Origin of the sequence: Paracoccus sp. AK26, assembly GCF_011801365.1 — a bacterium.
GTDB lineage: Bacteria > Pseudomonadota > Alphaproteobacteria > Rhodobacterales > Rhodobacteraceae > Paracoccus > Paracoccus aerius.
The window spans coordinates 671,631-695,000 of record NZ_CP041041.1 but is presented as its reverse complement, the minus strand read 5'-3'; the positions used below and the strand labels follow the sequence as shown (position 1 = coordinate 695,000).

Annotated in this window: 21 protein-coding genes (1 of these 21 cut by a window edge); 8 read left to right on the top strand and 13 right to left on the bottom strand. The window is 66.8% G+C overall.

Features of this window, described 5'->3' with window-relative positions; translation table 11 throughout:
- Window positions 1-83: the 5' end (the start) of a PaaI family thioesterase gene (locus FIU66_RS03375; RefSeq protein WP_167621397.1), read on the bottom strand. The gene continues 343 nt to the left of window position 1, outside the view; 83 of the gene's 426 nt are visible here — the first part of the coding sequence; it begins with the start codon at window positions 81-83; the stop codon falls past the left edge of the window.
- A 57-nt stretch (window positions 84-140) separates the two neighbouring features.
- Here FIU66_RS03375 and FIU66_RS03370 point away from each other — a divergent pair, with 57 nt between their 5' ends.
- Window positions 141-926 (top strand): enoyl-CoA hydratase, encoded by a 786-nt coding sequence (locus tag FIU66_RS03370; RefSeq protein WP_167621396.1) that lies wholly within the window; start codon window positions 141-143, stop codon window positions 924-926.
- Between the two features lie 84 nt (window positions 927-1,010).
- On the opposite strand, the gene murD is transcribed toward FIU66_RS03370, so the two are convergent.
- The 9 genes from murD to FIU66_RS03325 form a co-directional block, all read right to left on the bottom strand.
- Complete coding sequence (murD, locus tag FIU66_RS03365; protein ID WP_167621395.1) at window positions 1,011-2,414, bottom strand: UDP-N-acetylmuramoyl-L-alanine--D-glutamate ligase; 1,404 nt, start codon at window positions 2,412-2,414, stop codon at window positions 1,011-1,013.
- 75 nt (window positions 2,415-2,489) lie between these two features.
- The gene (gene mraY, locus FIU66_RS03360; RefSeq protein WP_167621394.1) at window positions 2,490-3,572 is read right to left on the bottom strand and encodes a phospho-N-acetylmuramoyl-pentapeptide-transferase; all 1,083 of its coding nucleotides are present in this window, start codon (window positions 3,570-3,572) and stop codon (window positions 2,490-2,492) included.
- A gap of 3 nt (window positions 3,573-3,575) precedes the next feature.
- Complete coding sequence (gene murF, locus FIU66_RS03355; RefSeq protein ID WP_167621393.1) at window positions 3,576-4,958, bottom strand: UDP-N-acetylmuramoyl-tripeptide--D-alanyl-D-alanine ligase; 1,383 nt, start codon at window positions 4,956-4,958, stop codon at window positions 3,576-3,578.
- The gene (locus tag FIU66_RS03350) at window positions 4,955-6,454 is read right to left on the bottom strand and encodes a UDP-N-acetylmuramoyl-L-alanyl-D-glutamate--2,6-diaminopimelate ligase (protein WP_167621392.1); all 1,500 of its coding nucleotides are present in this window, start codon (window positions 6,452-6,454) and stop codon (window positions 4,955-4,957) included. The genes murF and FIU66_RS03350 overlap by 4 nt, the downstream gene beginning before the upstream one ends.
- Entirely contained in the window at window positions 6,451-8,280 is a 1,830-nt protein-coding gene (locus FIU66_RS03345; RefSeq protein WP_167621391.1) for a penicillin-binding protein 2, read from the bottom strand. The genes FIU66_RS03350 and FIU66_RS03345 overlap by 4 nt, the downstream gene beginning before the upstream one ends.
- 5 nt (window positions 8,281-8,285) lie before the next feature.
- A complete protein-coding gene (locus tag FIU66_RS03340) occupies window positions 8,286-8,630 on the bottom strand; it encodes a cell division protein FtsL (protein ID WP_167621390.1) in 345 nt (114 codons plus the stop codon).
- On the bottom strand, window positions 8,630-9,595 hold the full coding sequence (gene rsmH, locus FIU66_RS03335; protein ID WP_167621389.1) for a 16S rRNA (cytosine(1402)-N(4))-methyltransferase RsmH: 966 nt from the start codon (window positions 9,593-9,595) through the stop codon (window positions 8,630-8,632). The genes FIU66_RS03340 and rsmH overlap by 1 nt, the downstream gene beginning before the upstream one ends.
- Before the next feature lie 3 nt (window positions 9,596-9,598).
- Window positions 9,599-10,111 (bottom strand): division/cell wall cluster transcriptional repressor MraZ, encoded by a 513-nt coding sequence (locus tag FIU66_RS03330; protein WP_167621388.1) that lies wholly within the window; start codon window positions 10,109-10,111, stop codon window positions 9,599-9,601.
- A 614-nt stretch (window positions 10,112-10,725) separates the two neighbouring features.
- On the bottom strand, window positions 10,726-11,829 hold the full coding sequence (locus tag FIU66_RS03325) for an Mrp/NBP35 family ATP-binding protein (RefSeq protein WP_167621387.1): 1,104 nt from the start codon (window positions 11,827-11,829) through the stop codon (window positions 10,726-10,728).
- A 327-nt stretch (window positions 11,830-12,156) separates the two neighbouring features.
- On the opposite strand from FIU66_RS03325, the gene FIU66_RS03320 reads away from it, so the two are divergent.
- From FIU66_RS03320 to FIU66_RS03290, 7 genes are all read left to right on the top strand, one after another.
- Entirely contained in the window at window positions 12,157-12,378 is a 222-nt protein-coding gene (locus FIU66_RS03320; RefSeq protein ID WP_240544724.1) for a DUF1127 domain-containing protein, read from the top strand.
- A 711-nt stretch (window positions 12,379-13,089) separates the two neighbouring features.
- Window positions 13,090-13,308: a DUF2945 domain-containing protein gene (locus tag FIU66_RS03315; protein WP_167621386.1), complete on the top strand. Its 219-nt coding sequence runs from the start codon at window positions 13,090-13,092 to the stop codon at window positions 13,306-13,308.
- Window positions 13,309-13,347: 39 nt separating this feature from the next.
- Window positions 13,348-14,127, top strand: coding sequence for a 23S rRNA (adenine(2030)-N(6))-methyltransferase RlmJ (locus FIU66_RS03310; protein ID WP_167621385.1), 780 nt, complete (start codon window positions 13,348-13,350; stop codon window positions 14,125-14,127).
- Between the two features lie 65 nt (window positions 14,128-14,192).
- Window positions 14,193-14,486, top strand: coding sequence for a septum formation initiator family protein (locus tag FIU66_RS03305; protein ID WP_167621384.1), 294 nt, complete (start codon window positions 14,193-14,195; stop codon window positions 14,484-14,486).
- 98 nt (window positions 14,487-14,584) lie between these two features.
- On the top strand, window positions 14,585-15,634 hold the full coding sequence (gene pdhA, locus FIU66_RS03300) for a pyruvate dehydrogenase (acetyl-transferring) E1 component subunit alpha (protein ID WP_167621383.1): 1,050 nt from the start codon (window positions 14,585-14,587) through the stop codon (window positions 15,632-15,634).
- A gap of 15 nt (window positions 15,635-15,649) precedes the next feature.
- Entirely contained in the window at window positions 15,650-17,047 is a 1,398-nt protein-coding gene (locus FIU66_RS03295; protein WP_167621382.1) for a pyruvate dehydrogenase complex E1 component subunit beta, read from the top strand.
- A 12-nt stretch (window positions 17,048-17,059) separates the two neighbouring features.
- Complete coding sequence (locus FIU66_RS03290) at window positions 17,060-18,397, top strand: pyruvate dehydrogenase complex dihydrolipoamide acetyltransferase (RefSeq protein WP_167621381.1); 1,338 nt, start codon at window positions 17,060-17,062, stop codon at window positions 18,395-18,397.
- Between the two features lie 118 nt (window positions 18,398-18,515).
- Here FIU66_RS03290 and FIU66_RS03285 read toward each other — a convergent pair whose 3' ends face one another.
- Genes FIU66_RS03285 through FIU66_RS03275 form a run of 3 tightly spaced genes read right to left on the bottom strand, consistent with a single transcriptional unit; the run spans window position 18,516 to window position 23,309 of the window.
- Window positions 18,516-19,034, bottom strand: a complete 519-nt coding sequence (locus FIU66_RS03285; RefSeq protein ID WP_167621380.1) for a type 1 glutamine amidotransferase domain-containing protein — start codon at window positions 19,032-19,034, stop codon at window positions 18,516-18,518.
- A 55-nt stretch (window positions 19,035-19,089) separates the two neighbouring features.
- Window positions 19,090-22,143 (bottom strand): efflux RND transporter permease subunit, encoded by a 3,054-nt coding sequence (locus tag FIU66_RS03280; protein ID WP_167621379.1) that lies wholly within the window; start codon window positions 22,141-22,143, stop codon window positions 19,090-19,092.
- On the bottom strand, window positions 22,140-23,309 hold the full coding sequence (locus tag FIU66_RS03275) for an efflux RND transporter periplasmic adaptor subunit (protein ID WP_167621378.1): 1,170 nt from the start codon (window positions 23,307-23,309) through the stop codon (window positions 22,140-22,142). Before FIU66_RS03275 ends, FIU66_RS03280 begins: the two co-directional genes overlap by 4 nt.
- Between the last annotated feature and the right edge of the window lie 61 nt (window positions 23,310-23,370).

The window sequence follows — 23,370 nt, the reverse complement described above, 5'->3', positions numbered from 1 at the left end:
TCGATCCTGTAATCGTCCGCGACCTGCGGGAACTCTGCCGCCAGAAAGGCATTCAGCGCCTGCCCGTCCATCACGATATCCATGCTTTCCCCCTTGCCCGTAGCGGCATAGGCTTTCGCCAAGAAGCGAGGGAGATCAAGATGCCAGACCTGATCCTGCGGCAGGACAAGGACCACATCGCCCGCCTGGTGCTGAACAGCCCCACCAATTATAACGCCCTGTCGGTCGAGATGATCGAGGCGCTGACCGCCCAACTGGACAGCATCGCCAGGGACGACGGGGTGCGGGTGGTCGTATTGGCGGCCAGCGGCAAGGCCTTCTGCGCGGGCCATGACCTGCGCCAGATGCAGGCGGCGCGCGACGGTGGGGACGGCGGCGGTGCAGCCTTTGCGGATCTGTTCAACAGCTGCGCCCGGATGATGCAGATGATTCCCGCCCTGCCCCAGCCTGTCATCGCCGAGGTTCAGGGCATCGCCACTGCCGCCGGTTGCCAGCTCGTCGCTTCCTGCGACATGGCCGTCGCGGCCGAGGGTGCGCGCTTCGGGGTGAACGGCGTCAATATCGGCCTGTTCTGCTCGACACCGATGGTGGCGCTGACCCGCGCCATCCCCCCCAAGGCCGCATTTGAAATGCTGGTGACGGGCGAGTTCATCGACGCCGCCCGCGCCCACCAGCTTGGCCTGGTCAATCGCGTTGTCGCGCCCGAGGTGCTGACCGAAGCCGCCATGCAGATGGCCGCGGCCATAGCGGCCAAGCTTCCGCAGGCAATCCGCCTTGGCAAGCGCGCCTTCCACGACCAGTTGCGCTTGGGCTTGGCCGAGGCTTATGCGACGGCCGGCACGACGATGTGCCAGAACATCCTGCTGCCCGACACGGCAGAAGGCATGGCAGCATTCCTGGAAAAGCGTCGGCCAAGCTGGTCCTGACGCCCATCTTCCGTGCCAGAATATCCTCGGGGGTGAAGGCCGCTTGCGGCCGAAGGGGCACGAGCGCCCCCTGCCCCGCCACCTTCAGCGCGACGCCAGCGCCTTGACCAGATCAGTGAAATGCTCGCCACGCTTTTCGAAGTTGGGGTACTGGTCGAAGCTGGCGGCAGCAGGGGCAAGCAGGACGGTTTCGCCCGGCTGGGCCTCGGCTGCGGCGCGGGCAACGGCTGCCTCCATCGTCTCGGCGATCTCGTAGGGGATTTGGCCAATTTCCAAGGCAAAGTCGCGGGCGGAATGGCCGATCAGATAGGCCTTCGTCACGCGGTCCAGATGGGGGGCAAGCGCGCCGATGCCGCCTTCCTTGCCAAGGCCGCCGGCGATCCAGCGGATCCGGTCGAAGGCCTGCAAGGCCTTGGCCGCCGCATCGACATTGGTGGCCTTCGAATCGTTCACAAAGCGGACGCCGCCGATCTCGGCCACGGTCTGGCTGCGATGCGGCAGGCCCGCGAAGCTGTGGAAGGCCGCCTCGATCTCGCGCGGGGCAAGGCCAACGGCGCGGCAGGCAGCATAAGCCGCGCAGGCATTCTGGTGGTTATGCGCGCCGGGAAGGCCCCGGACCTCTCGCAGATCAATGGAAGCCGCCTGCCGCCCCTTGCGGTATTCGCAAAGGAATCCCTTGCGCGCGAAGACCGACCAGGCGGTTCCGTCCAGCTTCTGCCCCGAGGATACGCGGATCACCCGGTCGTCAGCCGGTCCCATCGACAACTGGTTCGCCAGATACAGCCCCTCGATCTCGTCGATGCCGATCACCGCGCGGTCGGGACCGCCTTCGGAAAACAGCCGCCGCTTGGCCGCGAAATAGCCGCCGGGCCCACCGTGGCGGTCAAGGTGGTCGGGCGAAAGGTTGGTGAAGACCGCGACGTCGGGCGTCAGCGCGCGCGCGAGTTCGGTCTGGTAGCTGGACAGTTCCAGCACCACGACCTCTCCGTCGATGGCGGGTTCCAAGGACAGCACGCCGGTGCCGATATTGCCGCCCATTTGCGTGGGCCGGCCTGCCTCGGTCAGGATGTGGTGGATCAGCGCGGTGGTGGTCGATTTGCCGTTCGACCCGGTCACCGCAATCACGCGGGGGGCGCGGTCGAAGCCTTCCCAATCGGCGGTGGCGTAGCTGCGGAAGAACAGGCCGATATCGTTGTCGACGGGCACGCCCAGGGCATAGGCCTTGGCGATCACGGGATGCGGCTTGGGATACAGATGCGGGATGCCGGGGCTGGTGATCAGCGCGGCCACGCCCGTCCAGGCGTCGTCGCGCGTCAGGTCGGTGATGGTCAGACCATCGGCTGCGGCGGCATCTCGCGTGTCATTGCCGTCGTCCCAAGCGATGACCGTCGCGCCGCCTGCGGCCAAGGCCGCAGCCGTGGCCTTGCCGGAACGGCCGAGGCCCAGAACGGCGATGGTTTGTCCTTCGACACCTTGAACCGGAATCATCAGCACGACCTTTCGAATAAGGCCGGGGGCTGTCTGCCCCCGGAGCCCCCGAGGAAATTTAAGCCAAGATGAAGATCAGCGCAGCTTCAGCGTCGCAAGCCCGATCAGCGCCAGGATCAAAGCGATGATCCAGAAGCGGATGACGATCTGCGCCTCGCCCCAGCCCTTTTTTTCGAAATGGTGGTGGATCGGGGCCATCAGGAAGACACGGCGACCGGTGCGCTTGAAATAGGCGACCTGGATGATGACCGACAGCGCCTCGACCACGAAGAGCCCGCCGACGATTGCCAGGACGATCTCGTGCTTGGTGACGACGGCAATGGCACCAAGCGCGCCGCCAAGGGCCAGCGAGCCGGTGTCGCCCATGAAGACCGCCGCCGGGGGGGCGTTGTACCACAGGAAGCCCAGGCCGCCGCCGATCAGGGCGGACACGAAGATCAGGATCTCGCCCGTGCCGGGAACATGGTGGACGCCCAGGTATTCGGTAAAGTCCACCCGGCCCACGGTATAGGCAATAACGCCCAGCGTGCCTGCGGCGATCATCACGGGCATGATCGCCAGCCCGTCCAGCCCGTCCGTCAGGTTCACCGCGTTGGCCGATCCCACGATCACCAGCATTCCGAAGGGGACAAAGGCCAGCGACAGGTTGATCAGCGCGTCCTTGAAGACCGGCAGCGCCAGTTGCCCGGTCAGATCCGCAGGGTGCAGCCACATCGCCCAGGCCGCGGCGACAAGGGCAAGCGCCAGTCCCAGGCCCATCCGCACCTTGCCGGACACCCCCTTGGTGTTCTGCTTGCTGACCTTGGCGTAATCGTCGGCGAATCCGATGGCGGCATAGCCTGCAGTGACCAGCAGCACGATCCAGACATAGCCGTTGTCCAGCCGCGCCCAGAGCAGCGTCGAGAAGAACAGCGCCGACAGGATCAGGATGCCGCCCATCGTGGGCGTGCCTGCCTTGACGAAATGGCCTTCCGGGCCGTCGTCGCGGATCGGCTGGCCCTTCTTCTGCACCCGGCGCAGATAGTTGATCAGCGGACGCCCGAAGATGAAGCCGAAGATCAGCGCCGTGAAGAAGGCCGCGCCCGCCCGGAAGGTGATGTAACGGAACAGGTTGAAGAGGTCGCCCCCTTCGGAAAGGCCGCTCAGCCAATAGAGCATCGGTTATTCTTTCGTTTCAGGGGCGGGCGCTTCCGCTGATTTCCGCAGGGCGTCAACAACGGTCGAGATTTTCGAGGACTTGGAGCCCTTGACCAGCACGATGTCGCCGGGCGCGACCAGATCGGCCAGGCGCCCGGCCAGTTCCGTCGCCGTTTCCGCCCAGATGCCGCGCTTGGCGGACGGCAGCGCGTCGTGAAGATGACGCATCCGGGGGCCGGCGCTGTGGACCAGATCGACTTGGGCCATGGCCGGGTCCTCGGCCATGCCGCGATGCATGGCGATTTCATCCTCGCCCAGTTCCAGCATGTCGCCCAGGATCGCGACCCGGCGCCCGCCCTGCAACCCGGCCAGCGTGGCAAGCCCTGCGGACAGAGAGGTCGGGTTGGCGTTATAGGCGTCGTCGATCAGGCGCAGGCCCGCCAGATCCTCGACCGCGCCGCGCCCCTTGGGCGGCAGCCAGTCGCCAAGGCGCCTGGCGGCTTCCTTGAGGTCGGCGCCCGCGGCCCCAAGTGCTGCCAGCACGCCCACCGCGTTCAGCGCGAAATGGCTGCCGGTGGTCTGCAGGGTGAAATCCAGCGTCTCGCCACCGATCCGGGCGCGGCACTTCAAGGCGCCGTCTTCGGTCCTGGCCTGCACCAGCTTCGCCTGCCCGTCGCGGCCAAAGCCCATGACCAGGGCGCCGGCGGCATCCGCGCAGTCGCGCAGGATTTGCGTCACCGGCAGATCCTCGGGCAGGATGGCGTGACCGATGGGTTCCAGGCCTTCGAAGATCGAGCCCTTTTCGCGCGCGATCCCCTCGATGGCACCAAAGGCTTCCAGATGGGCGGCGGCGACGGTGGTGATCATCGCGACATGCGGCCGGGCAAGCCGCGACAGGGGCGCGATCTCTCCGGGGTGGTTCATGCCGATCTCGACGATGGCGAAATCGGTATGGCGCGGCATGCGGGCCAGGGTCAGCGGCACGCCCCAGTGGTTGTTATAGCTGGCCTCGGCCGCGTGGATGCGCCCCTGCCCGGTCAGCGCCACCCGCGCCATGTCCTTGGTCGAGGTCTTGCCGACCGAGCCGGTGATGGCCACGACCTTGCCCGCCATGCGCCTGCGCCCGGCGCGGCCCAGCCCTTCCAGCGCCGCCAGCACGTCCGGCACGATCAGCAGCGGCGCATTCGCCGCCACGCCATCGGGGATGCGGCTGACGAGGGCCGCGGCTGCGCCCTTGTCCAGGGCCTGCGCCACGAAGTCATGGCCGTCGCGCGCATCGGTCAGCGCCACGAACAGATCGCCCGGACGGATGGTCCGCGTGTCGATCGAGACACCCGTCGCCACCCAATCGCCCTGCGCCCGGCCGCCTGTCGCGGCGGCGGCTTCCTCGGCTGTCCAAAGGCTCATATCTTGCCGTCCAGTGCTGCAACCGCGACGGATGCCTGTTCGGCATCGTCGAAGGGGTAAACGTCGTTGCCGATGATCTGGCCGGTTTCGTGGCCCTTGCCGCAGATCAAGAGCGCGTCGCCCGGCAGCAGCGCATCGACCCCGCGCAGGATCGCCTCGGCCCGGTCGCCGACCTCGGTGGCGTCGGGGCCGGCGCCCTCCATCACTGCGGCGCGGATCGCGGCCGGATCCTCGGTCCGGGGGTTGTCGTCGGTGACGATGACCACATCGGCGAATTGGCGCGCGGCTTCGCCCATCAGGGGGCGCTTGCCCCGGTCGCGGTCGCCGCCTGCGCCGATCACGCAGACGATGCGGCCCATGACATGGGGGCGCAGCGATTGCAGCGCGGCCACCACGGCGCCCGGCTTGTGCGCATAATCGACAAAGACCGTGGCGCCGTTGTCGCGTTGCGCGACAAGCTGCATCCGCCCGCGCACGGTCTGAAGTTCGGGCAGCGCGCGCAGGACGGATTCAGCGGAATCGCCAGCCGCCAGCGCCAGCCCCACCGCCGCCAGCACGTTTTCGGCCTGGAAGCCGCCGATCAGCGGCAGGCGGACCAGATGCGGCTGGCCCATCAGCGAAAACCGCAGATCCTGGCCCGTCGCGTCATACCGCTGGCCCAGGATCCGCAGCATGGCGTTTTCGTTCGTTCCGACGGTCGTGACCGCCAGCCCGCGATCGGTGGCGATGTCCAGCATCTGCCGCCCGCGTTCGCCGTCGATGTTGATGACCGCCGCCGCGCCGTCTTCCAGGATGTGGTTGAACAGCAGCGCCTTGGCCGCGAAATATTCGTCGAAGCCCGCGTGGTAATCCAGGTGGTCCTGGCTGAAGTTCGTGAAGGCCCCGGCCTCGACCCGCACGCCGTCCAGGCGGCGCTGATCCAGGCCGTGGCTGGACGCCTCCATCGCGGCATGGGTCACGCCCGCCTCGGCGGCCTCGGCCAGGATGCGGTGCAGGGTCAGGGGGTCGGGCGTCGTATGGGCCAGCTTGGCCTGGTAATCGCCCTGCACGCCCATCGTGCCCAGGCTGATCGCCTTGTGGCCCCCGTGCTGCCAGATCTGGCGGGTGAAGCTTGCGACGCTGGTCTTGCCCGAGGTGCCGGTGACGGCCACCACATGGTCGGGCTGCGCTTCGAACCACAGGGCGGCGGCACCGGCCAGGGCGGCGCGCGGATCCTCGGCCACGACCATCGCGCCATCCCAGCCCGACAGCGCTTCGGCCGCTATCTCTGCGCCCGCGCGGTCAGTCAGGATGGCGCCTGCCTCCATCCGCAGGGCATAGGGGATGAACTCGGCGCCATGCAGCGCCGATCCCGGCAGGGCGGCGAACAGGTGGCCCGGCCTGACCATGCGGCTGTCCAGCGACAATCCGGTGATGGCCGGGTCGCGCCCGTCCCTTGCCCGCAGCCCAAGCTGCGACAGCGTCTTCGTGCCTTGCCCCACAGTCCTACCCGTCATTGATTTGCGACGACCTTTAGCTCATCGCCGGGTTGCGATTCAACACGGGGGGCGAAGCGCGGCTCGAAGACCGGCAGGTTTTCGTCGGTGGCGGGTTCCAGCCCGACCAGCGGCGCAAGACGGCGGATCATCGCGCCTGCCACCGGTGCGGCGGTGGTGCCCGCCGTGCGCGTCTCGCCGCCAGGCCCGGTGACCGAGGGTTCATCCAGCGCCACGATCAGCACGTATTTCGGCGCGCTTGCCGGAAAGACCGAGGCGAAGTTCGCCACGACCTTGTTGTCGTAATAGCCGCCCGAGGGACGCGGCTTATCGGCGGTGCCGGTCTTGCCCGCGACCTCGTAGCCCTCGACCTCGGCCTGCTTGGCCGTGCCGCGCGTCACGACCTGGCGCAGCATCTCGACCGCGCGGGCGGCGGCGCGTTCTGAAAGGATCTGCTCGCCTTCGGGGCGGGTGCGGCCGTGGATCAGGGTGGGGGTCACCTTCTTGCCGCCATTGGCGATGGTCGCATAGGCGGCGGCAAGATGCAGGGGGCTTGCGGCAAGGCCGTGGCCGAATGACACGGTGGCGGCGGTGACGGCGGGCCAGCGGCTGGGGACCAGCGGCTTGCCGGTCGGCGCCTCGACCATTTCGATGGGCAGGGGATCGAAGAAGCCCAGCTTCTGCAGGAAGTCCTTTTGCCGGTCCACGCCCAGCATCTGCGCGATCCGCACCGTCCCCACGTTCGAGGACTTCACGATCACGTCCGTGACCGACAACTGCGGCCCGTAGTTCGAAAAGTCGCTGATCCGGTATTTCCCGATCCGCATCGGCGTCGTCGTGTTGATGCCGCTGTTGGGGTTGACGATCTGCAGGTCAAGCGCCTGCGCGACGGGGAAGATCTTGAAGGTCGAGCCCAGTTCGTACTGCCCCTGCACCGCGCGGTTGAACAGCGGGCTGTCGGACGGATCGCCCTTCAGCAGCGGGCGCGGGCGGTCGTTCGGATCGAAGTCGGGCAGGCTGGCCATCGCCAGGATCTCGCCCGACTGGATCTCCATCAGGATGCCGGTGGCGCCTTTCGCGCTCATCACCTCCATGCCGGATGCCAGCACCTGCTCCATCGCCGACTGCACCGACAGGTCGATCGACAGTTGCAGCGGCGCGCCTTCGTTCGCGGGATCGCGCAGCCAGCCATCGAAGGCCTTTTCCACGCCCGCGACGCCCAGCACCTCGGCACTGTGGACGCCTTCGTTGCCAAAGCCCGACCCGCCCAGGATGTGGCTGGCGATGTGGCCGTTGGGATAAACACGCATCTCTCGCGGGCCGAACAGCAGGCCGGGTTCACCGATGTCATGGACCGCCTGCATCTGTTCGGGCGACATCTTGCGCTTGATCCACATGAACTTGCGGCTGCCGGTAAAGTCCTGCGTCAGCTTCGCCGCGTCCAGATCCGGGAAGATGCGGGCCAGTTCGTTCGCCGCGCCCACAGGATCGACCATCTGGTGGGGATGGGCGTAAAGCGAATGGGTCAGCAGGTTCGTCGCCAGCACCCGCCCGTGCCGGTCGGTGATGTCCGCCCGCTGCGACACGATCTGCGCCGACATCACCGCGCTTTGCGGCTCGATCGGGTCGGTCGAGGCCAGCGTGCCCATGCGGACCCCCACCACGCCGAAAGCCAGCACGAAGCAGCTTGCCATCAAGGCCAGCCGCCCTTCCGCCCTGCGGCGGGCCTTGTCCTGGATCGCCTCGTGGCGCAGGCGCCGGGCCTCGGCCTCGATCTCGTCGGGGTTCTGGCCCTTTTCGCGGGCGCGGAGGATCTTGGCCAGGGGGCGCAGGGGGATGCGGATCATGACGGTCACTCCACGGGGGCGGCGTCGGCGCCGGGCTCGGGTTCAACGGGGGGTGGCGCGGGCGGCTTGGGATAGTCGATATGGCCCAGGCCCATCACCTGCCCCGCCTCGCGCGGGATCAGTTGCAGGCGGTCGAAGTTCAGGTCCACCAGTTCGCGCAGCCTTTCGGGCCGGTTCAGATAGGCCCATTCGGCCCGCAGCACCCCCAGATCCTCTCGCAGGCCCGCGATCTCGCGCTGGATCTGCTTCATCTCGCCTAGCGAGGCCTGGGTGCGATAGTTCTCGCGGTAAGCCCAGAAGGCCAGGGCCATGACCAGAAGCGTGCAGGCCAGATAGGTCAGCGGACGCATCACCAGCCCCCTTTCGGAAGGCGGGGCATGGCAAGCGCGTCGGCATCGACCGCGCCTGCGGGTGCATCGGTGCGGATCGCGACGCGCAGCAGCGCGGACCGAGCGCGCGGGTTCGAGGCTTCCTCGTCGGGGTCGGGGCCGATGGCGCGGCGGAAGGGCATGGTGAAGGCCGCGGGCGCGGTTTCCTGCACGGGGGCATAGCGGCTGCCCCCGCCCGCGCTGTTCGACCGGGCCTGCATGAACCGCTTGACGATCCGGTCTTCCAGCGAATGGAAGCTGACCACGGCCAGCTTGCCGCCCGGCTTCAGCGCGCGTTCGGCGGCGGACAGCCCGTCGACCAACTGGCGGAACTCGTCGTTCACCCAGATGCGGATCGCCTGGAAGCTGCGGGTGGCGGGATGGCTCTGGCCCGGCTTGGGGCGCGGCAAGCAAGACGCCACGACCTCGGCCAGTGCGGCCGTGCGGGTCAGCGGGCGGGCCGCGACGATGGCCCGCGCGATCCGACGGGCGGCGCGTTCCTCGCCGTAATGATACAGCACGTCCGCGATCACCGATTCATCGGCGCTGTTCAGCAGGTCGGCGGCAGACGGTCCCGCCTGCTCCATCCGCATGTCCAGCGGCCCGTCGCGCAGGAAGGAAAAGCCGCGTTCCGCCAGATCCAGTTGCATCGAGCTGACGCCCAGATCCAGCACCACGCCGTCCAGCGGTTCTCGGGCCAGCGAATCGAGGTTCGAGAAGGTGCCCTCGACCAGCCGCAGCCGGTCGCCGTATTCGCCCGCCCAGCTTGCGGCCATGTCGAAGACCAGCGGATCGCGGTCCACGCCGATCACCCGGTCTGCCCCCGCCGCCAGAAGCCCGCGGGCATAGCCGCCCGCGCCGAAGGTGCCGTCCAGCCAGGTGCCGGTCACGGGTCCTACGGCCCGCAGCAGCGGGTTCAGAAGAACGGGGATATGCGGGTCTGCCATGCCTCAGCCCTCGTCAACCTGGTCGAGGAAGGACCGCGGGTCGAAGTCCGGCCCATGCTGCGCCGTGAAGTCTTCCAGCGCGGTGACGTCCTTGGGACGGGAATCGGGATGATAAACCTGGATATAGTCGCCGCGCGATTCGAAGACCGTCTCGGCGCCCTCGGCCAGGCCCAGCTTCTCTCGCAGCTTCTGCGGCAGGACCAAGCGGCCTTCCTTGTCGATCTCAAGATCGGTGGACTGGCCGTTCATCAGCATTTCCAGCCAACGGCGCTGCGGAGAGCCGCGCGTCAGCTTGTCGATCTGCTCGTCGATCTCTTCGATGGCCTCGATGGTGTAAAGCTCGATCCAGTTCCACCAGTCGGGGCCATAGACGGCCACCAGCTGCGTGCGTCCGGTATTGGCTGTGGCAAAGGCGGGATCGCCGGCATCGAACACGCGGCGCAGCCGGGCGGGGACGGACATCCGACCCTTGCCATCGACCTTGACGGATTCAGTGCCTCTGAATTTCCGCGCCACCTTGGCCCTGCCTCACTGTCCACCCCTTTGCCCGCCTGAAAGAGAAAGGGCGGACCGGGCTGCTGCCACTGCCCGATCCGCCGCCCTCGTTCCCACGGTCTTTCCCCTTTTCGGGGTCCGTCCTTGTCATGCGCCACCTGGGGGAGGTGCTGCTCGCGCCTGCGGACGGCTTTGTTGGAAAACGGACGCCTGTATGAAAGCCTGCTTCGCCTTTGGGGTCTTGGACGCCCCTTTACTGCCCGTCTTCGTGATCCGGTTGTGACATGGGAATTCATGGGAAGCAATGGAATTCTGCGTCCGGTGAGGAAGCCAAAACGCGAACGGCGGATTGTCGCGGCTTGTGGCATCTCCGCCACGAATCGGCTTGAAACCCAATCCCTTGGGCCGCAAGCCTAGATTCTTCCCAATATTTCGTCGATTAACTTTTGTTGTCTGCGCTTAACCCGGTCGGGCATGAGCATGGACAGGGGCAAACCTGTTGCCAGTTATCCACAAAAAAGCGCAAAGGCGGGAACGGCGCCTCACGGATGCTCACGACAGCGTGATCCGCCTGCGGCGGCATGGAAGGGGCGGGATGCCGGTCATTCCCGTGCTTTCCCGCCCGCTTTGCAGAATCACGCCAGTCCCTGGTCGACAAGGCGCTGTGCCAGCCGCGCATAGGCATCGGCCGTCACACCACTTCCCAAGGCAACCGGTCGACCCGAATCACCTGCAAGGCGAGTTTCCAGTTCCAGCGGCAACTCTCCCAAGAAGGGCAGGCCCAGATCCCGCGCCTCGGCCGCGACGCCGCCATGGCCGAACAGATGGGCCTCGTGGCCGCAATTCGGGCAGACATAGGTCGACATGTTCTCGACCAGGCCCAAGACCGGAGCTTTCAGCTTGTTGAACATGTCGATGGCGCGGCGCGCGTCCAGCAGCGCGACATCCTGAGGGGTCGACACGATGATCGCGCCGTCCACGGCTGCCTTCTGGCACAGGCTCAGCTGCACGTCGCCGGTGCCGGGCGGCAGGTCGATCAGCAGCACGTCCAGTTCGCCCCAGTTCACCTGCTGCAGCATCTGCTGCATCGCGCCCATCAGCATTGGACCGCGCCAGACCACGGCCTCGCCTTCCTTCAGCATCAGGCCGATGGACATCACGGTGACGCCATGGGCGTGCAGCGGCTCGATATGCTGGCCGTCCGGGCTGGCCGGGCGGCCCGACACGCCCATCATGCGCGGCTGCGAGGGACCATAGATGTCGGCATCCAGCAGCCCCACCCGCCGGCCCGCCCGCGCAAGAGCCACCGCTAGATTGGATGTCACCGTGGACTTGCCCACCCCGCCCTTGCCCGAGCCGATGGCGATGATGCTCTTGACGCCCGGGATCGGCTGCGGCCCGGCCTGTGCCGTGGGGTGCCGCCCGATCTGCAAGGACGGGGCGGCGCCGGAACTGCGGACCGGGTGGCCGTGGGGCTGGGCCTGCGGCTTGCCGGCAGGTGCGGTCATCACGATCTGGACCTTTTCCACGCCCGGCATCGCGGACAGCCTGCGCTTGGCCTCGGCCTCGACGGGGGCCAGTGCGCGGGCCACCCCCGCATCCGCGACCTCGAGCACGAATCTGACGGTGTCGCCATCGACCGAAAAAGCCCGCACCAGATCGGCTTTTTCCAGCGTCCGGCCATCCGGCAGAATGATATCAGAGATTTCCCTAAGGGCAGTTTCGCGGTTCACGGACATGTCAGGACCTGTATTGCATCTGTGCCCAAACATGGTTCACCGGGCCAATCGCATCAACCACCTGCCGCAAAGCGCGGCAAGATGATCGTCCGGGCCCGGATTCCGCATCTTTTTGCAGCGCGGCGTGATCGCTAACGACCATCCTCCGTCACATTTTCGACATATTTGTCAACGGGCAGACCAACGACTGATTAACCAGTCATGCGGATGCTGCATGGCAGCAATCTGAAACCATCCATTGTGCACATGCAGCATTAGCGCCATCTTGGGTTCATCGAAAGGCACCAAGCCATCCGGGCAAGGTGCAGACGCTGAAAGGAAGATACCATGGCTGCAATCGCTCATACCAATAACGCCGCTGCCTCGGGCATCGCCGGCCGTTTGATGGCCGCGATCCAGCACATGCAGGAAAACCGCGCCCGCCGCGCCGTGTACCGGCAAACCGTGCGCGAACTGAATGCGCTGACCAACCGCGATCTGGCGGATCTGGGCATCAACCGCGCGATGATCGGTCGCCTGGCCCACGAAGCGGCCTGGGGCGCGAAGTAAGAACAGCATTCCTGTCCCTCCTCCTCCCCGGGACAGGACATGGCGGCATCCTCACTCCTCCTCCCAATCGAGGATGCCGCCCAAAGACAGCGCAGGAACCCTTCCTCCTCCCTGGGGTTCATGCGTCAGGCGGCGGCTCCGCTCTCCTCCCTCCAGGAGCCGCCGCAAAAGAACATAGCCGCCCCGTATCGCGGCACATGAACACGGCCCGCCCCTCCTCCTCCCATAGGGTGTGCCGTCTGCGGTGAAGCCTTCCTCCTCCCTGGCTGAACCGCACCCCATACAGCCGCCCCATCTGCGGCACCCTGATGCGACGGACCTTTCCTCCTCCCTGGGTCCGTTCGTTGGCGGCAACGGCCTCTCCTCCTCCCCGGCCTTGCCGCACCCCATGCGCGGCCCTCCCTCCTCCCTGGGCCAGCGTTACGCGGCGGCGCCCTCCTCCTCCCTGGCGCCGCCGCCCCCATATAGCCGCCCCATCTGCGGCACCCTGATGCGACGGACCTTTCCTCCTCCCTGGGTCCGTTCGTTGGCGGCAACGGCCTCTCCTCCTCCCCGGCCTTGCCGCACCCCATACGCGGCCCCTCCCTCCTCCCTGGGCCAGCGTTACGCGGCGGCGCCCTCCTCCTCCCTGGCGCCGCCGCTTTTCGTTTCAGCCCCAGGAACCCTGCCCGATGGCCCGCGTTGCGGTCACATCGCCACAAGGGGACTGCCATGACCAAGCATCGCGTCGGCGCGAAGGTGGAATGGGACTGGGGCAAGGGCACGGCCAGCGGCAAGGTCGCCGAATCCTTCACCGAGCCCGTTGAACGCACCATCAAGGGCAGCAAGATCAAGCGGAACGCCGATGGGGAAAACCCGGCCTACCTGATCGAACAGGACGACGGCGACCGGGTGCTGAAAAGCCATTCCGAACTGCGTAAGGCCACCTGAGGCCTTTCCCCGCCTCGCCCCACGGGCTAAGGGCGATTCATGCTCAGCTATCAACATGCCTATCATGCCGGGAACCTGGCCGACCTGCACAAGCACGCGCTGCTGGCCACGGCCCTGGAGTACCTGACCCGCAAGGACAAGCCGCTGTCCTATCTGGAAACCCATGCGGGGCGCGGGCTGTATTCCCTGGACAGCGCCGAGGCCGCCAAGACAGGCGAGGCCCGCGCCGGCATCCTGCGGGCCGAGGCCCAGGGCTGGCTGGCCCCCGATCACCCGCTCGTGGCGGCGCTGGCGCAGGTTCGCCGCAGCTATGGCCCGCAGGCTTATCCCGGATCGCCGCTGATCGCCGCCCACTTCCTGCGCCGGGGCGATGCCGCGCATCTGGCCGAACTGCACCCGGCGGAACATGATGCGCTGTCGGCCGTGGCGGGCTTTGCTTCGCTGCACCGGCAGGACGGTTTCCAGATGGCGCAGGCGGTCTGCCCGCCCACGCCCCGTCGCGGCATGATCCTGATCGACCCCAGCTACGAGGTGAAGGCGGATTACGCGGCCATTCCGCGCCAGATCGGCCTGATCGCGCGCAAGTGGAACGTGGGCGTGATCGCGCTGTGGTATCCGATCCTGACCGACAACCGCCACGCGCCGATGCTGGATGCGCTGACCCAAGCCCATCCCGACGCCCTGCGGTCCGAGGTTGCCTTCGCCCCCGCCCGTCCCGGCCATTCGATGGTGGGATCCGGCATGTGGATCCTCAACGCTCCCTTTAGTCTGGCCGAGGAAGCCGCGCGGCTGGAAGCCCTGTTCCGCAAGAACGCCTGATCCGGGGATTCCCCTGCCGCCGGCCCTGTGCCATCATCCCCCCGATCAACCGAAACGGCCCCGTCATGTCGCAGCGTCTTTCCATCAGCGCCACCGTTCTTCTGGCCCTGGCCGTGGCCTTGGGACTGTACTTCGCCTTTGCCGCCGTCCAGGGACCATCCGGCATCCTGCGCCGCATCCAGATCGAGGCCGAGACGGCCGAACTGGCCGCCGAACGCGACAAGCTGAAGGCCGAGGTACAAGAGATGCAGAACCTGACGCGCCGGATGTCGGACGAATATCTGGACCTGGACCTGCTGGACGAACGCGCGCGAGAGATCCTTGGGCTGATCCGCGCCGACGAGGTTATCCTGCGCTGACGCCCGGTCCTGTTCGCGGATTGCACCCTTCCCGACGATGCGCTACGGATAGTTTAACGCTGAACTATTCTGACCGCGCTTTGAGGAGGACCCCCCGCATGGCCAGGAAGCCTGCCCCCGCAACCGAGACCGCGGCCACCGGCGCGCCGTCCAACGTCTCTCGTGACGAGTTGCTGCAATATTACCGCGACATGCTGCTGATCCGCCGTTTCGAGGAAAAGGCCGGCCAGCTTTACGGCATGGGCCTGATCGGCGGCTTCTGCCACCTGTATATCGGCCAGGAAGCGGTCGTGGTGGGCCTGGAAGCGGCCACCAAGGAAGGCGACAAGCGCATCACCTCCTATCGCGACCACGGCCACATGCTGGCCTGCGGAATGTCCGCGCGGGGCGTGATGGCCGAATTGACCGGGCGCGAGGGGGGCTACTCCAAGGGCAAGGGCGGCTCGATGCACATGTTCAGCCGCGAGAAGCATTTCTATGGCGGGCACGGCATCGTTGCAGCGCAGGTGCCGCTGGGCGCGGGCCTGGCCTTTGCCGACAAGTACCTGGGCAATGACAACGTGACCTTCGCCTATTTCGGCGACGGCGCCGCCAACCAGGGCCAGGTCTACGAGACCTACAACATGGCCGTGCTGTGGGACCTGCCGGTCATCTTCGTGATCGAGAACAACCAGTATGCGATGGGCACCTCGATGAAGCGGTCCACGCGTTCGACCACGCTGTTCGGGCGGGGCGAGGCTTTCGGCATCCCGGGCGAACAGGTGGACGGCATGGACGTGCTGGCGGTCAAGGCCGCGGGCGAAAAGGCCGTGGCACACTGCCGCGCGGGCAAGGGCCCCTATATCCTGGAAGTCATGACCTACCGCTATCGCGGCCATTCCATGTCCGACCCGGCGAAATACCGCACGCGCGAGGAAGTGCAGAAGATGCGCGACGAACGCGACGCGATCGAACACGTGCGCGAGCTGCTGCTGCAGGGCAGGCACGCGTCCGAGGATGACCTGAAGGCCATCGACAAGGACATCAAGGACATCGTGAACGATTCGGCCGAGTTTGCGAAGGAAAGCCCCGAGCCGGCGCTTGATGAGCTGTGGACCGACATCTATGCCGAAGACCTGCCCCAGGGCAGCGCCGAAGAACACGCCTGAGGGAGGGTTGAACGAATGGCCACTGAAATCCTGATGCCCGCCCTGTCGCCGACCATGGAGGAAGGCACGCTGGCGAAATGGCTGAAGCAGGAAGGCGACGCCGTGAAGGCGGGCGACATCATCGCCGAGATCGAGACCGACAAGGCCACGATGGAGTTCGAGGCCGTGGATGAAGGCATCCTGGGCAAGATCCTGATCGCCGAGGGCTCGCAGGGCGTGAAGGTGAACACCCCCATCGCCGTGCTGGTCGAGGAAGGCGAATCCGCAGACGACGTGGCAGATCGTGCGGGGGCTGACAGCAAGCCCGCGCAGGTGCAGGCGCCCTCGACCGCGGAAGGCCCCGATCAGGGCGGCCAGCCCGGCAAGTCCGCCGTCGAGGCGGTCAAGACGCCCGAGCCCGACCGCAGCCCCGACTGGCCGGAAGGCACCAAGATGAAAACCATGACCGTGCGGGAAGCCCTGCGCGAGGCCATGGCCGAGGAGATGGAGCGCGACGAGACCGTCTTCCTGATGGGCGAGGAAGTCGGCGAATACCAGGGCGCATACAAGATCAGCCAGGGCCTGCTGGACCGCTTCGGCCCCCGCCGCGTCGTCGATACGCCCATCAGCGAAATCGGTTTCGCCGGCATCGGCACGGGTGCCGCCCTTGCCGGCCTGCGCCCCATCGTCGAGTTCATGACCTTCAACTTCGCCATGCAGGCGATGGACCACATCATCAACTCGGCCGCGAAGACGCTGTATATGTCGGGCGGCCAGATGGGCTGCCCCATCGTCTTCCGCGGCCCCAACGGCGCCGCCGCCCGCGTGGCCGCCCAGCACAGCCAGGACTATGCGGCCTGGTATGCCTCGGTCCCCGGCCTGAAGGTGGTGATGCCCTATTCGGCGGCCGATGCGAAGGGCCTGATGAAGCAGGCGATCCGCGACCCGAACCCGGTGATCTTCCTGGAAAACGAGATCCTTTACGGCCGCTCTTTCGAGGTGCCGGATCTGCCGGACTTTACCATCCCCTTGGGCAAGGCCCGGATCGCGCGCACCGGCAAGGACGTGACGATCATCAGCTTCGGCATCGGCATGGCCCATGCGCTGGAAGCCGCCGACAAGCTGGCCCAGGAAGGCATCGAGGCCGAAGTGATCGACCTGCGCACCCTGCGCCCGATCGATTATGGCACGATCATCGAATCGGTGAAGAAGACCAACCGCGTCGTCACGGTCGAGGAAGGCTTCCCCGTTGGGTCCATCGGCAACCACCTGTCGGCCTATATCATGGAAAACGCCTTCGATTACCTGGACGCGCCCGTGATCAACTGCACCGGCAAGGACGTGCCCATGCCCTATGCCGCCAATCTTGAAAAGCACGCGCTGATCACCGCATCCGAGGTCGTCGAAGCGGTGAAGAAAGTCACCTACAGGTAAGGGGAACGCGTTATGCCGACAGAAATCCTGATGCCCGCGCTGTCCCCCACCATGGAGGAAGGCACGCTGGCCAAATGGCTGGTCAAGGAAGGCGACGAGGTCAAATCCGGCGACATCATCGCCGAGATCGAGACCGACAAGGCCACGATGGAATTCGAGGCCGTGGATGAAGGCACCATCGGCAAGCTGCTGGTGGCCGAAGGCAGCGCGGGGGTGAAGGTCAACACCCCCATCGCCGTGCTGCTGGAGGAGGGCGAGGATGCCTCGGCCGCCGCAGCCAGCCCCGCCCCTGCGAAGGCGGCCCCCGCCGCCGAGGAAAAGGCCGCAGCCGAAAAGGGCTATGGCGGCCCCATCGGCGCACCCGTGGCTGGTGACGCTTCGCCCGCCAAACCCACGCCCGCCAAGGCCGAAGGGGGCGACCGCGTCTTCGCCTCGCCCCTCGCCCGCCGCATCGCGGCCGAAAAGGGCATCGACCTGTCGGGCATCACCGGCACCGGCCCCCGCGGCCGGATCGTCAAGGCGGATGTCGAGGGCGCGAAACCCGGCGCGGCCAAGCCTGCCGCAGCGCCCACGGCTGCGCCAGCCGCGGCCCCGGCGCCGGCGGCCGCACAGGCGCCGAAAGGCCCCTCTGCCGACGCGATCCTCAAGATGTATGCGGACCGCGAGACGACCGAGGTGCCGCTGGACGGGATGCGCCGCACCATCGCCGCCCGCCTGTCCGAGGCCAAGCAAACCATCCCGCATTTCTACCTCCGCCGCTCGGCCAAGCTGGACGCGCTGATGGAATTCCGCGCCATGCTGAACAAGCAGCTTGAGTCGCGGGGCGTGAAGCTGTCGGTCAACGACTTCGTCATCAAGGCCTGCGCCCTTGCCCTGCAACAGGTGCCGGACGCCAATGCCGTCTGGGCGGGCGACCGCATCCTGAAGCTGAAGCCGTCCGACGTCGCGGTGGCCGTTGCCATCGAAGGCGGACTTTTCACCCCGGTCCTGAAGGACGCCCACCAGAAGACGCTCTCGGCCCTGTCGGCCGAAATGAAGGATCTGGCGGGCCGCGCCAAGTCGAAGAAGCTCGCCCCCCACGAATACCAGGGCGGCAGCTTCGCCATCTCGAACCTCGGCATGTTCGGGATCGAGAACTTCGACGCGGTCATCAACCCGCCGCATGGCGCGATCCTGGCCGTCGGCGCGGGCATCCAGACCCCGGTCGTGGAAAAGGGAGAGGTCGTGGTCCGCAACGTCATGTCCATGACCCTGTCGGTCGATCACCGGGTCATCGACGGCGCCCTGGGGGCGCAGCTTCTGGAAGCCATCGTCAACCATCTGGAAAACCCGATGGGGATGCTGGCCTAAGCCCCAGACAAAACAATTGACAAAGGGCGCCCCGAAAAGGCGCCCTTTTTTCTTCTTCATCCAAATAACCTCGGGGGGTCCCGGGGGGCGAAGTGCCCCCGGCCACCGCGGGACGCAATCAGCGCAGCGCGTCCTCGATCGCGCTGACAAAGGCGTCCAGGTCGTCCGGCTTGCGGCTGGTGATGATGCCGCCGTCAACCACGACCTCTTCATCCACGACATCCGCGCCGGCATTCTTCATGTCGGTGCGGATCGATTCGTAGCTGGTCAGGCGCTTGCCCTTGGCCAGCCCCGCCTCGGCCAGCAGCCAGGGGGCGTGGCAGATCGCGGCGATGGGCTTTTCTGCATCGGCAAAGCTGCGGATCAGGCCGATGGCCGACTGGTCCGTGCGCAGGTTGTCGGGGTTGATGACGCCGCCGGGCAGGACCAGGATGTCGTAATCCCCCGCGCCCACGTCCCCGATCGCCTTGTTGGCCGTGACCGACTTGCCCCAGTCATCCTTGTCCCAAGCCTTGATCTCGCCCGCCTCAGGGGCGGCGATATCGACCTGATGGCCCGCGTCCTTCAGCTTTTCCAGCGGCACGAACAGTTCCGACTGCTCGAACCCGTCCGATGCCATGATCAGAACCTTTGCCATGATTGGCCTCCTTTCGTGTCAGCCCACCCAATGCAAGGTCCGGTGCGAAGTTCCCCTATTCCGCCGGCTGCCGTGGCCGGTTCAGCCCGATCCGCCGCGCGACCCAGCCGGTCAACCGCCCCTGTCCCCCGTGGATCAGCGAAAACAGCGCGGGCACGAACAGCAGCGACAGGACCGTGGACAGCAGCAGCCCGCCGATCACCGCAATGGCCATGGGCGCACGGAACTCGCCCCCCTCGCCCGTCGCCAGGGCAGAGGGGATCATCCCCGCGCTCATGGCGATGGTGGTCATGACGATGGGCCGGGCGCGCTTGTGGACCGCGTCCAGGATCGCATCTTTCTTCGCCACGCCCTGCTCGATCGCCGTCAGCGCGAATTCCACCAGCATGATCGAGTTCTTGGTGACGATCCCCATCAGCATCAGGAAGCCGATCACAACCGCCATGCTGATTGAATGGCCCGTCACGAACAGCGCCAGGATCGCCCCGCCGATGGCAAGCGGCAGCGACAGCAGGATCGACACCGGCGTGATGAAGTTGTGGAACAGAAGCACCAGCACGACATAGACCAGCAGCACACCGGCCCCCATCGCCGTGCCGAAGGCCCCGAAGACCTCGCCCATGATCTCGGCATCGCCCGAGGGCTGGATCCGCGTGCCGGGGGGCAGTTCGATCTGGGCCTGCAATTCCGCAACCTGGGCGCTGACGGGGCCAAGCAACTGCCCGTCCGCCAGGTTGGCGCTGACGGTGGTCTGGAACTGGCGGTCATAGCGCCCGATCTCGGTCGCGCCAGCCGACAGGGTGACGTCGGCCACGGCCCCCAGCGGCACCTGCCCGGCTTGGGAATTGACCCGCAGGTTCTGCACCGTCACCAGGTCGGCGCGGGCGTCGGCGTTCAGGCGCACGACGATGGGGATCTGTTCGTCGCCCGCGTTGAACTTGGCCAGGTTCGCCTCGACATCGCCCAGCGTCGCCACGCGCAGCGTGGTGGCCATGTCGCTGGCCGAAACGCCAAGCTGCGCCGCCACATCCGCGCGGGGCGTGATCTGGATCTCCGGGCGCTGCAACCGCGCCGTGGTTGTCACGCTTTCCAGCGACGGCAGTTGAGACATCGCCGTCGCCAGCCGTTCGGCGGCAAGCGCCGCGCCTTCCTCGGTCGCGCCCAGGACATTGATGGTCAGGTCGTTCTGGCCGTTCTCGTTCTGGAAGTTGATGCGCATGTCAGGCGTGCCGGACAGGCGTTGCTTCAACTCCTCCTCCAGCACGAACTGGGACCGCTCGCGCGTTTCCTTCTTGCCATAGTTGATCATCACCCGCGCCTCGGTCACGTCCGACCCGTCGCTGTAGACGAAGACCGACTGCACCTCGGGCACCTCGTCGATCTGGGCGGACAGGCGGCGGGCGGCATCCTCGGTGTTGTCGATGGTGGCGCCGGGGGGCAGTTCGACCTGGATTTGGCTGCGGCCGATGTCCGATGCCGGGATAAACTCGGTCGGCAGCAGGGTGGCGGACCAGATGGAGCCCGCGAAGATCCCCACGCCGGTCAGCAGCGTCAGCCCGCGATGCCGCATGGTCCAGCCGACGATGCGCATCAGGGCGCGCATGATGAAGCCGTCGCGTCCCTCGGTGCCGTGGACGGTGCCGCGCATCAGATAGGCAGCCATCATCGGCGTGATGATACGCGCGACCAGCAGCGAAAACAGGACCGACACCGCGACCGTCAGCCCGAACTGCTTGAAATACTGCCCCGGTATACCGCCCATGAAGCTGACCGGCGCAAAGACCGCGACGATGGAAAAGCTGATCGCAATCACCGTCAGGCCGATCTCGTTCGCGGCTTCCTCGCTAGCCTCGTATGGGGGTACGCCCATGCCGATATGGCGGACGATGTTCTCGATCTCGACGATGGCGTCATCGACCAGGATGCCGGTGACCAGCGTGATGCCCAGCAGGCTGATGCCGTTCAGCGTGAAGCCCAGCCAGTGCATCACGAAGAAGGTGGGGATGATCGACAGGGGCAGCGCCACGGCCGCGACAAGGGTGGCGCGCCAATTGCGGAGGAACAGGAAAACCACGATCACCGCCAAGGCCGCGCCTTCGTACAGCGTGTGCATCGCGCTTTTGTAGCTGGCCTCGGTATAGGTGGTGGCGTCGTCGATCAGGCTGATGCGGATATTGGGATAGCGCTCGGCGATCTGCGCCAGCCGTTCCTTGGCCGCGTTCCCCGCCCCCAGGTCCGAGGCGCCCGTGGTACGATAGATGCCGAAGGCCACGACCGGCTGGCCGTCCAGCAGGGCGAAGCTGCGTTCCTCGGCCGGGCCGTCGATCACCTGGCCCAGTTGGTCCAGCCGGATCGTGCGGCCGTCCGCGATGCTGATCGGCGCCCCGGCAAGCTGTTCGACACTGTCCGCCGCGCCCAGGGTGCGGATCGAGTATTCGCGCCCCGCCAGATCGCCGCGCCCGCCGCCCAGGTCGATGTTGCGGGCGCGAAGCTGGTTGGACACATCGGCCGCCGTCAGCCCGTGCGCCAGCAGCCGGTCGGGGTCCAGTTCGACCTTGATTTCCCGCGCGGCGCCGCCGATGCGGCTGGTCTTGCCGACGCCGTCCACGGTGGACAGCTCGCGCCCGATCACGTCGTCCACGAACTTGGACAGCGATTCAAGCGACTGGGTCGGATCGCTGACCGCATAGGTCAGGATCGGCATCCCCGTGACATCCAGCCGCTGCACCAGCGGTTCGTTGATGCTTTCGGGCAATTGCTGGCGGACGTTGGACACGGCGTCCTTGACGTCGTTGACGGCCCGGTCGCTGTTCGTCTCCAGCTCGAACTCGACCACGATCACGGCGGCGCTGTCCGTCGCGGTCGAGGTGATGTGGCGCACCCCGGTCACGGATGCGATGCTGTCCTCGACCGGCTGGATGACCTGGCTGGTCAGTTCCGACGGCGCGGCGCCAGGCTGGTTGATGGTGACCTGCACCAGCGGCAGGTCGATGTTGGGCATCGCCGTGACCGGCAGGCGGTTAAAGCTGTAAAGCCCGACGATCAGCAGGACCAGGAAGATCGCGACGGGCGGGACCGGGTGGCGGATCGAGAGGGTCGCAAAGTTCATGGCCGGTCCCCTTCGGCCGCGACCGGGCGCACCTGATCGCCTGTGCGGAAGAAGGCGCCGGACCGCACGATCACCTGCTCGCCCTGGGCCAGCCCTTCGACGATTTCGCGCCGCCCGTCCCACAGAAGGCCCGCACGGACGGGACGGGTTTCGACCGCGCCGTTCCGGACGACCTGAACCCTTTCGCCTGCGTCATCGGCCAGAACGGCGGAAGCGGGAACGGTCACGGCCTGGTGCCGGTCGGTGATGACCCAGCCGCTGGCGAATTGCCCGATGCGGATGCCTTCATCGTCGTCCAGGGCGATGCGCATCACCCCCAGCCGCGTCACCGGATCGACCGAGGCCGGGACCAGCCGCACCGTCCCCGGCACAGTTCCCGCGCCTGCCACCGTCACCTCGGCCGCGTCGCCGGGCTTGAGGTTGCCAAGCGCCGTTTCGATTACCTCGGCCGACATCTCGACCTCGCCATCGGCCAGCAGGACGAACATCGGGTCGCCGCCAGCCGCAGCTAGCGTGCCCAGTTCGGCATTGCGGGTCACGACGACGCCATCCACAGGGGCGACAATCTCGGCCCGTTCCAGGTTCAGTTCCGCAATCCGGCGTGCCGCCTCGGCCTGGGCCAGGGCTGCGCGGGCTACGGCCAGGCCATCGGCGGCGGATGCGGCCTGGGCGCGGGCATTGGCTTCGGCCGCGACGGCATCGTCCAGTGCGGACTGAGAGGCCGTGCCCCCTTCCCGCAGGCGCTGCACCCGCTCCAGCACGCTTTGCGCCTGGGTCAGGGATGCGCTTGCGCTGTCGATATTGCTTTGCGCCTGGCCGATCCCGGCCTCGGCCCGCTGGTATTCTGCGCGGGCCTGTTCAAGCTGCGCGGCCAGCGTGTCCGTGGACAGGCGCGCAAGCACCTGCCCCTTTGTCACGCTGTCACCGGCCTCGACCAGGATTTCGGTCAATTCGGGCCCCTGGACCTGCGGAAAGACCCGCACCAGTTGGCGCGCGACGATGCTGCCCGACACGGGCACGCGGGCCTGCACCTCGGTTCGGGCAGCCGCCGCGACGGTGACCGAGGGTGCAACGCGGCTCGGCGCCTCGGATGCGACGGCGGGCTCGTTGGCCGGTGAGGCCAACGGCAGGACGGAAGCGACAAGAAGAACGGCAATGAAACGCATGGATCCGCCCAGAACTGCGATGGCTTGTGCGCGAAGATAATCACGCCACCGGCCCGCAACA

Excerpts from the sequence above, each read along its gene's own strand:
- FIU66_RS03370 (WP_167621396.1), top strand. The coding sequence starts at position 141 with ATGCCAGACCTGATCCTGCGGCAGGACAAGGACCACATCGCCCGCCTG.
- murD (WP_167621395.1), bottom strand. The coding sequence starts at position 2,414 with ATGATTCCGGTTCAAGGTGTCGAAGGACAAACCATCGCCGTTCTGGGC.
- mraY (WP_167621394.1), bottom strand. The coding sequence starts at position 3,572 with ATGCTCTATTGGCTGAGCGGCCTTTCCGAAGGGGGCGACCTCTTCAAC.
- murF (WP_167621393.1), bottom strand. The coding sequence starts at position 4,958 with ATGAGCCTTTGGACAGCCGAGGAAGCCGCCGCCGCGACAGGCGGCCGG.
- FIU66_RS03350 (WP_167621392.1), bottom strand. The coding sequence starts at position 6,454 with ATGACGGGTAGGACTGTGGGGCAAGGCACGAAGACGCTGTCGCAGCTT.
- FIU66_RS03345 (WP_167621391.1), bottom strand. The coding sequence starts at position 8,280 with ATGATCCGCATCCCCCTGCGCCCCCTGGCCAAGATCCTCCGCGCCCGC.
- FIU66_RS03340 (WP_167621390.1), bottom strand. The coding sequence starts at position 8,630 with ATGCGTCCGCTGACCTATCTGGCCTGCACGCTTCTGGTCATGGCCCTG.
- rsmH (WP_167621389.1), bottom strand. The coding sequence starts at position 9,595 with ATGGCAGACCCGCATATCCCCGTTCTTCTGAACCCGCTGCTGCGGGCC.
- FIU66_RS03325 (WP_167621387.1), bottom strand. The coding sequence starts at position 11,829 with ATGTCCGTGAACCGCGAAACTGCCCTTAGGGAAATCTCTGATATCATT.
- FIU66_RS03320 (WP_240544724.1), top strand. The coding sequence starts at position 12,157 with ATGGCTGCAATCGCTCATACCAATAACGCCGCTGCCTCGGGCATCGCC.
- FIU66_RS03315 (WP_167621386.1), top strand. The coding sequence starts at position 13,090 with ATGACCAAGCATCGCGTCGGCGCGAAGGTGGAATGGGACTGGGGCAAG.
- FIU66_RS03310 (WP_167621385.1), top strand. The coding sequence starts at position 13,348 with ATGCTCAGCTATCAACATGCCTATCATGCCGGGAACCTGGCCGACCTG.
- FIU66_RS03305 (WP_167621384.1), top strand. The coding sequence starts at position 14,193 with ATGTCGCAGCGTCTTTCCATCAGCGCCACCGTTCTTCTGGCCCTGGCC.
- pdhA (WP_167621383.1), top strand. The coding sequence starts at position 14,585 with ATGGCCAGGAAGCCTGCCCCCGCAACCGAGACCGCGGCCACCGGCGCG.
- FIU66_RS03295 (WP_167621382.1), top strand. The coding sequence starts at position 15,650 with ATGGCCACTGAAATCCTGATGCCCGCCCTGTCGCCGACCATGGAGGAA.
- FIU66_RS03290 (WP_167621381.1), top strand. The coding sequence starts at position 17,060 with ATGCCGACAGAAATCCTGATGCCCGCGCTGTCCCCCACCATGGAGGAA.
- FIU66_RS03285 (WP_167621380.1), bottom strand. The coding sequence starts at position 19,034 with ATGGCAAAGGTTCTGATCATGGCATCGGACGGGTTCGAGCAGTCGGAA.
- FIU66_RS03280 (WP_167621379.1), bottom strand. The coding sequence starts at position 22,143 with ATGAACTTTGCGACCCTCTCGATCCGCCACCCGGTCCCGCCCGTCGCG.
- FIU66_RS03275 (WP_167621378.1), bottom strand. The coding sequence starts at position 23,309 with ATGCGTTTCATTGCCGTTCTTCTTGTCGCTTCCGTCCTGCCGTTGGCC.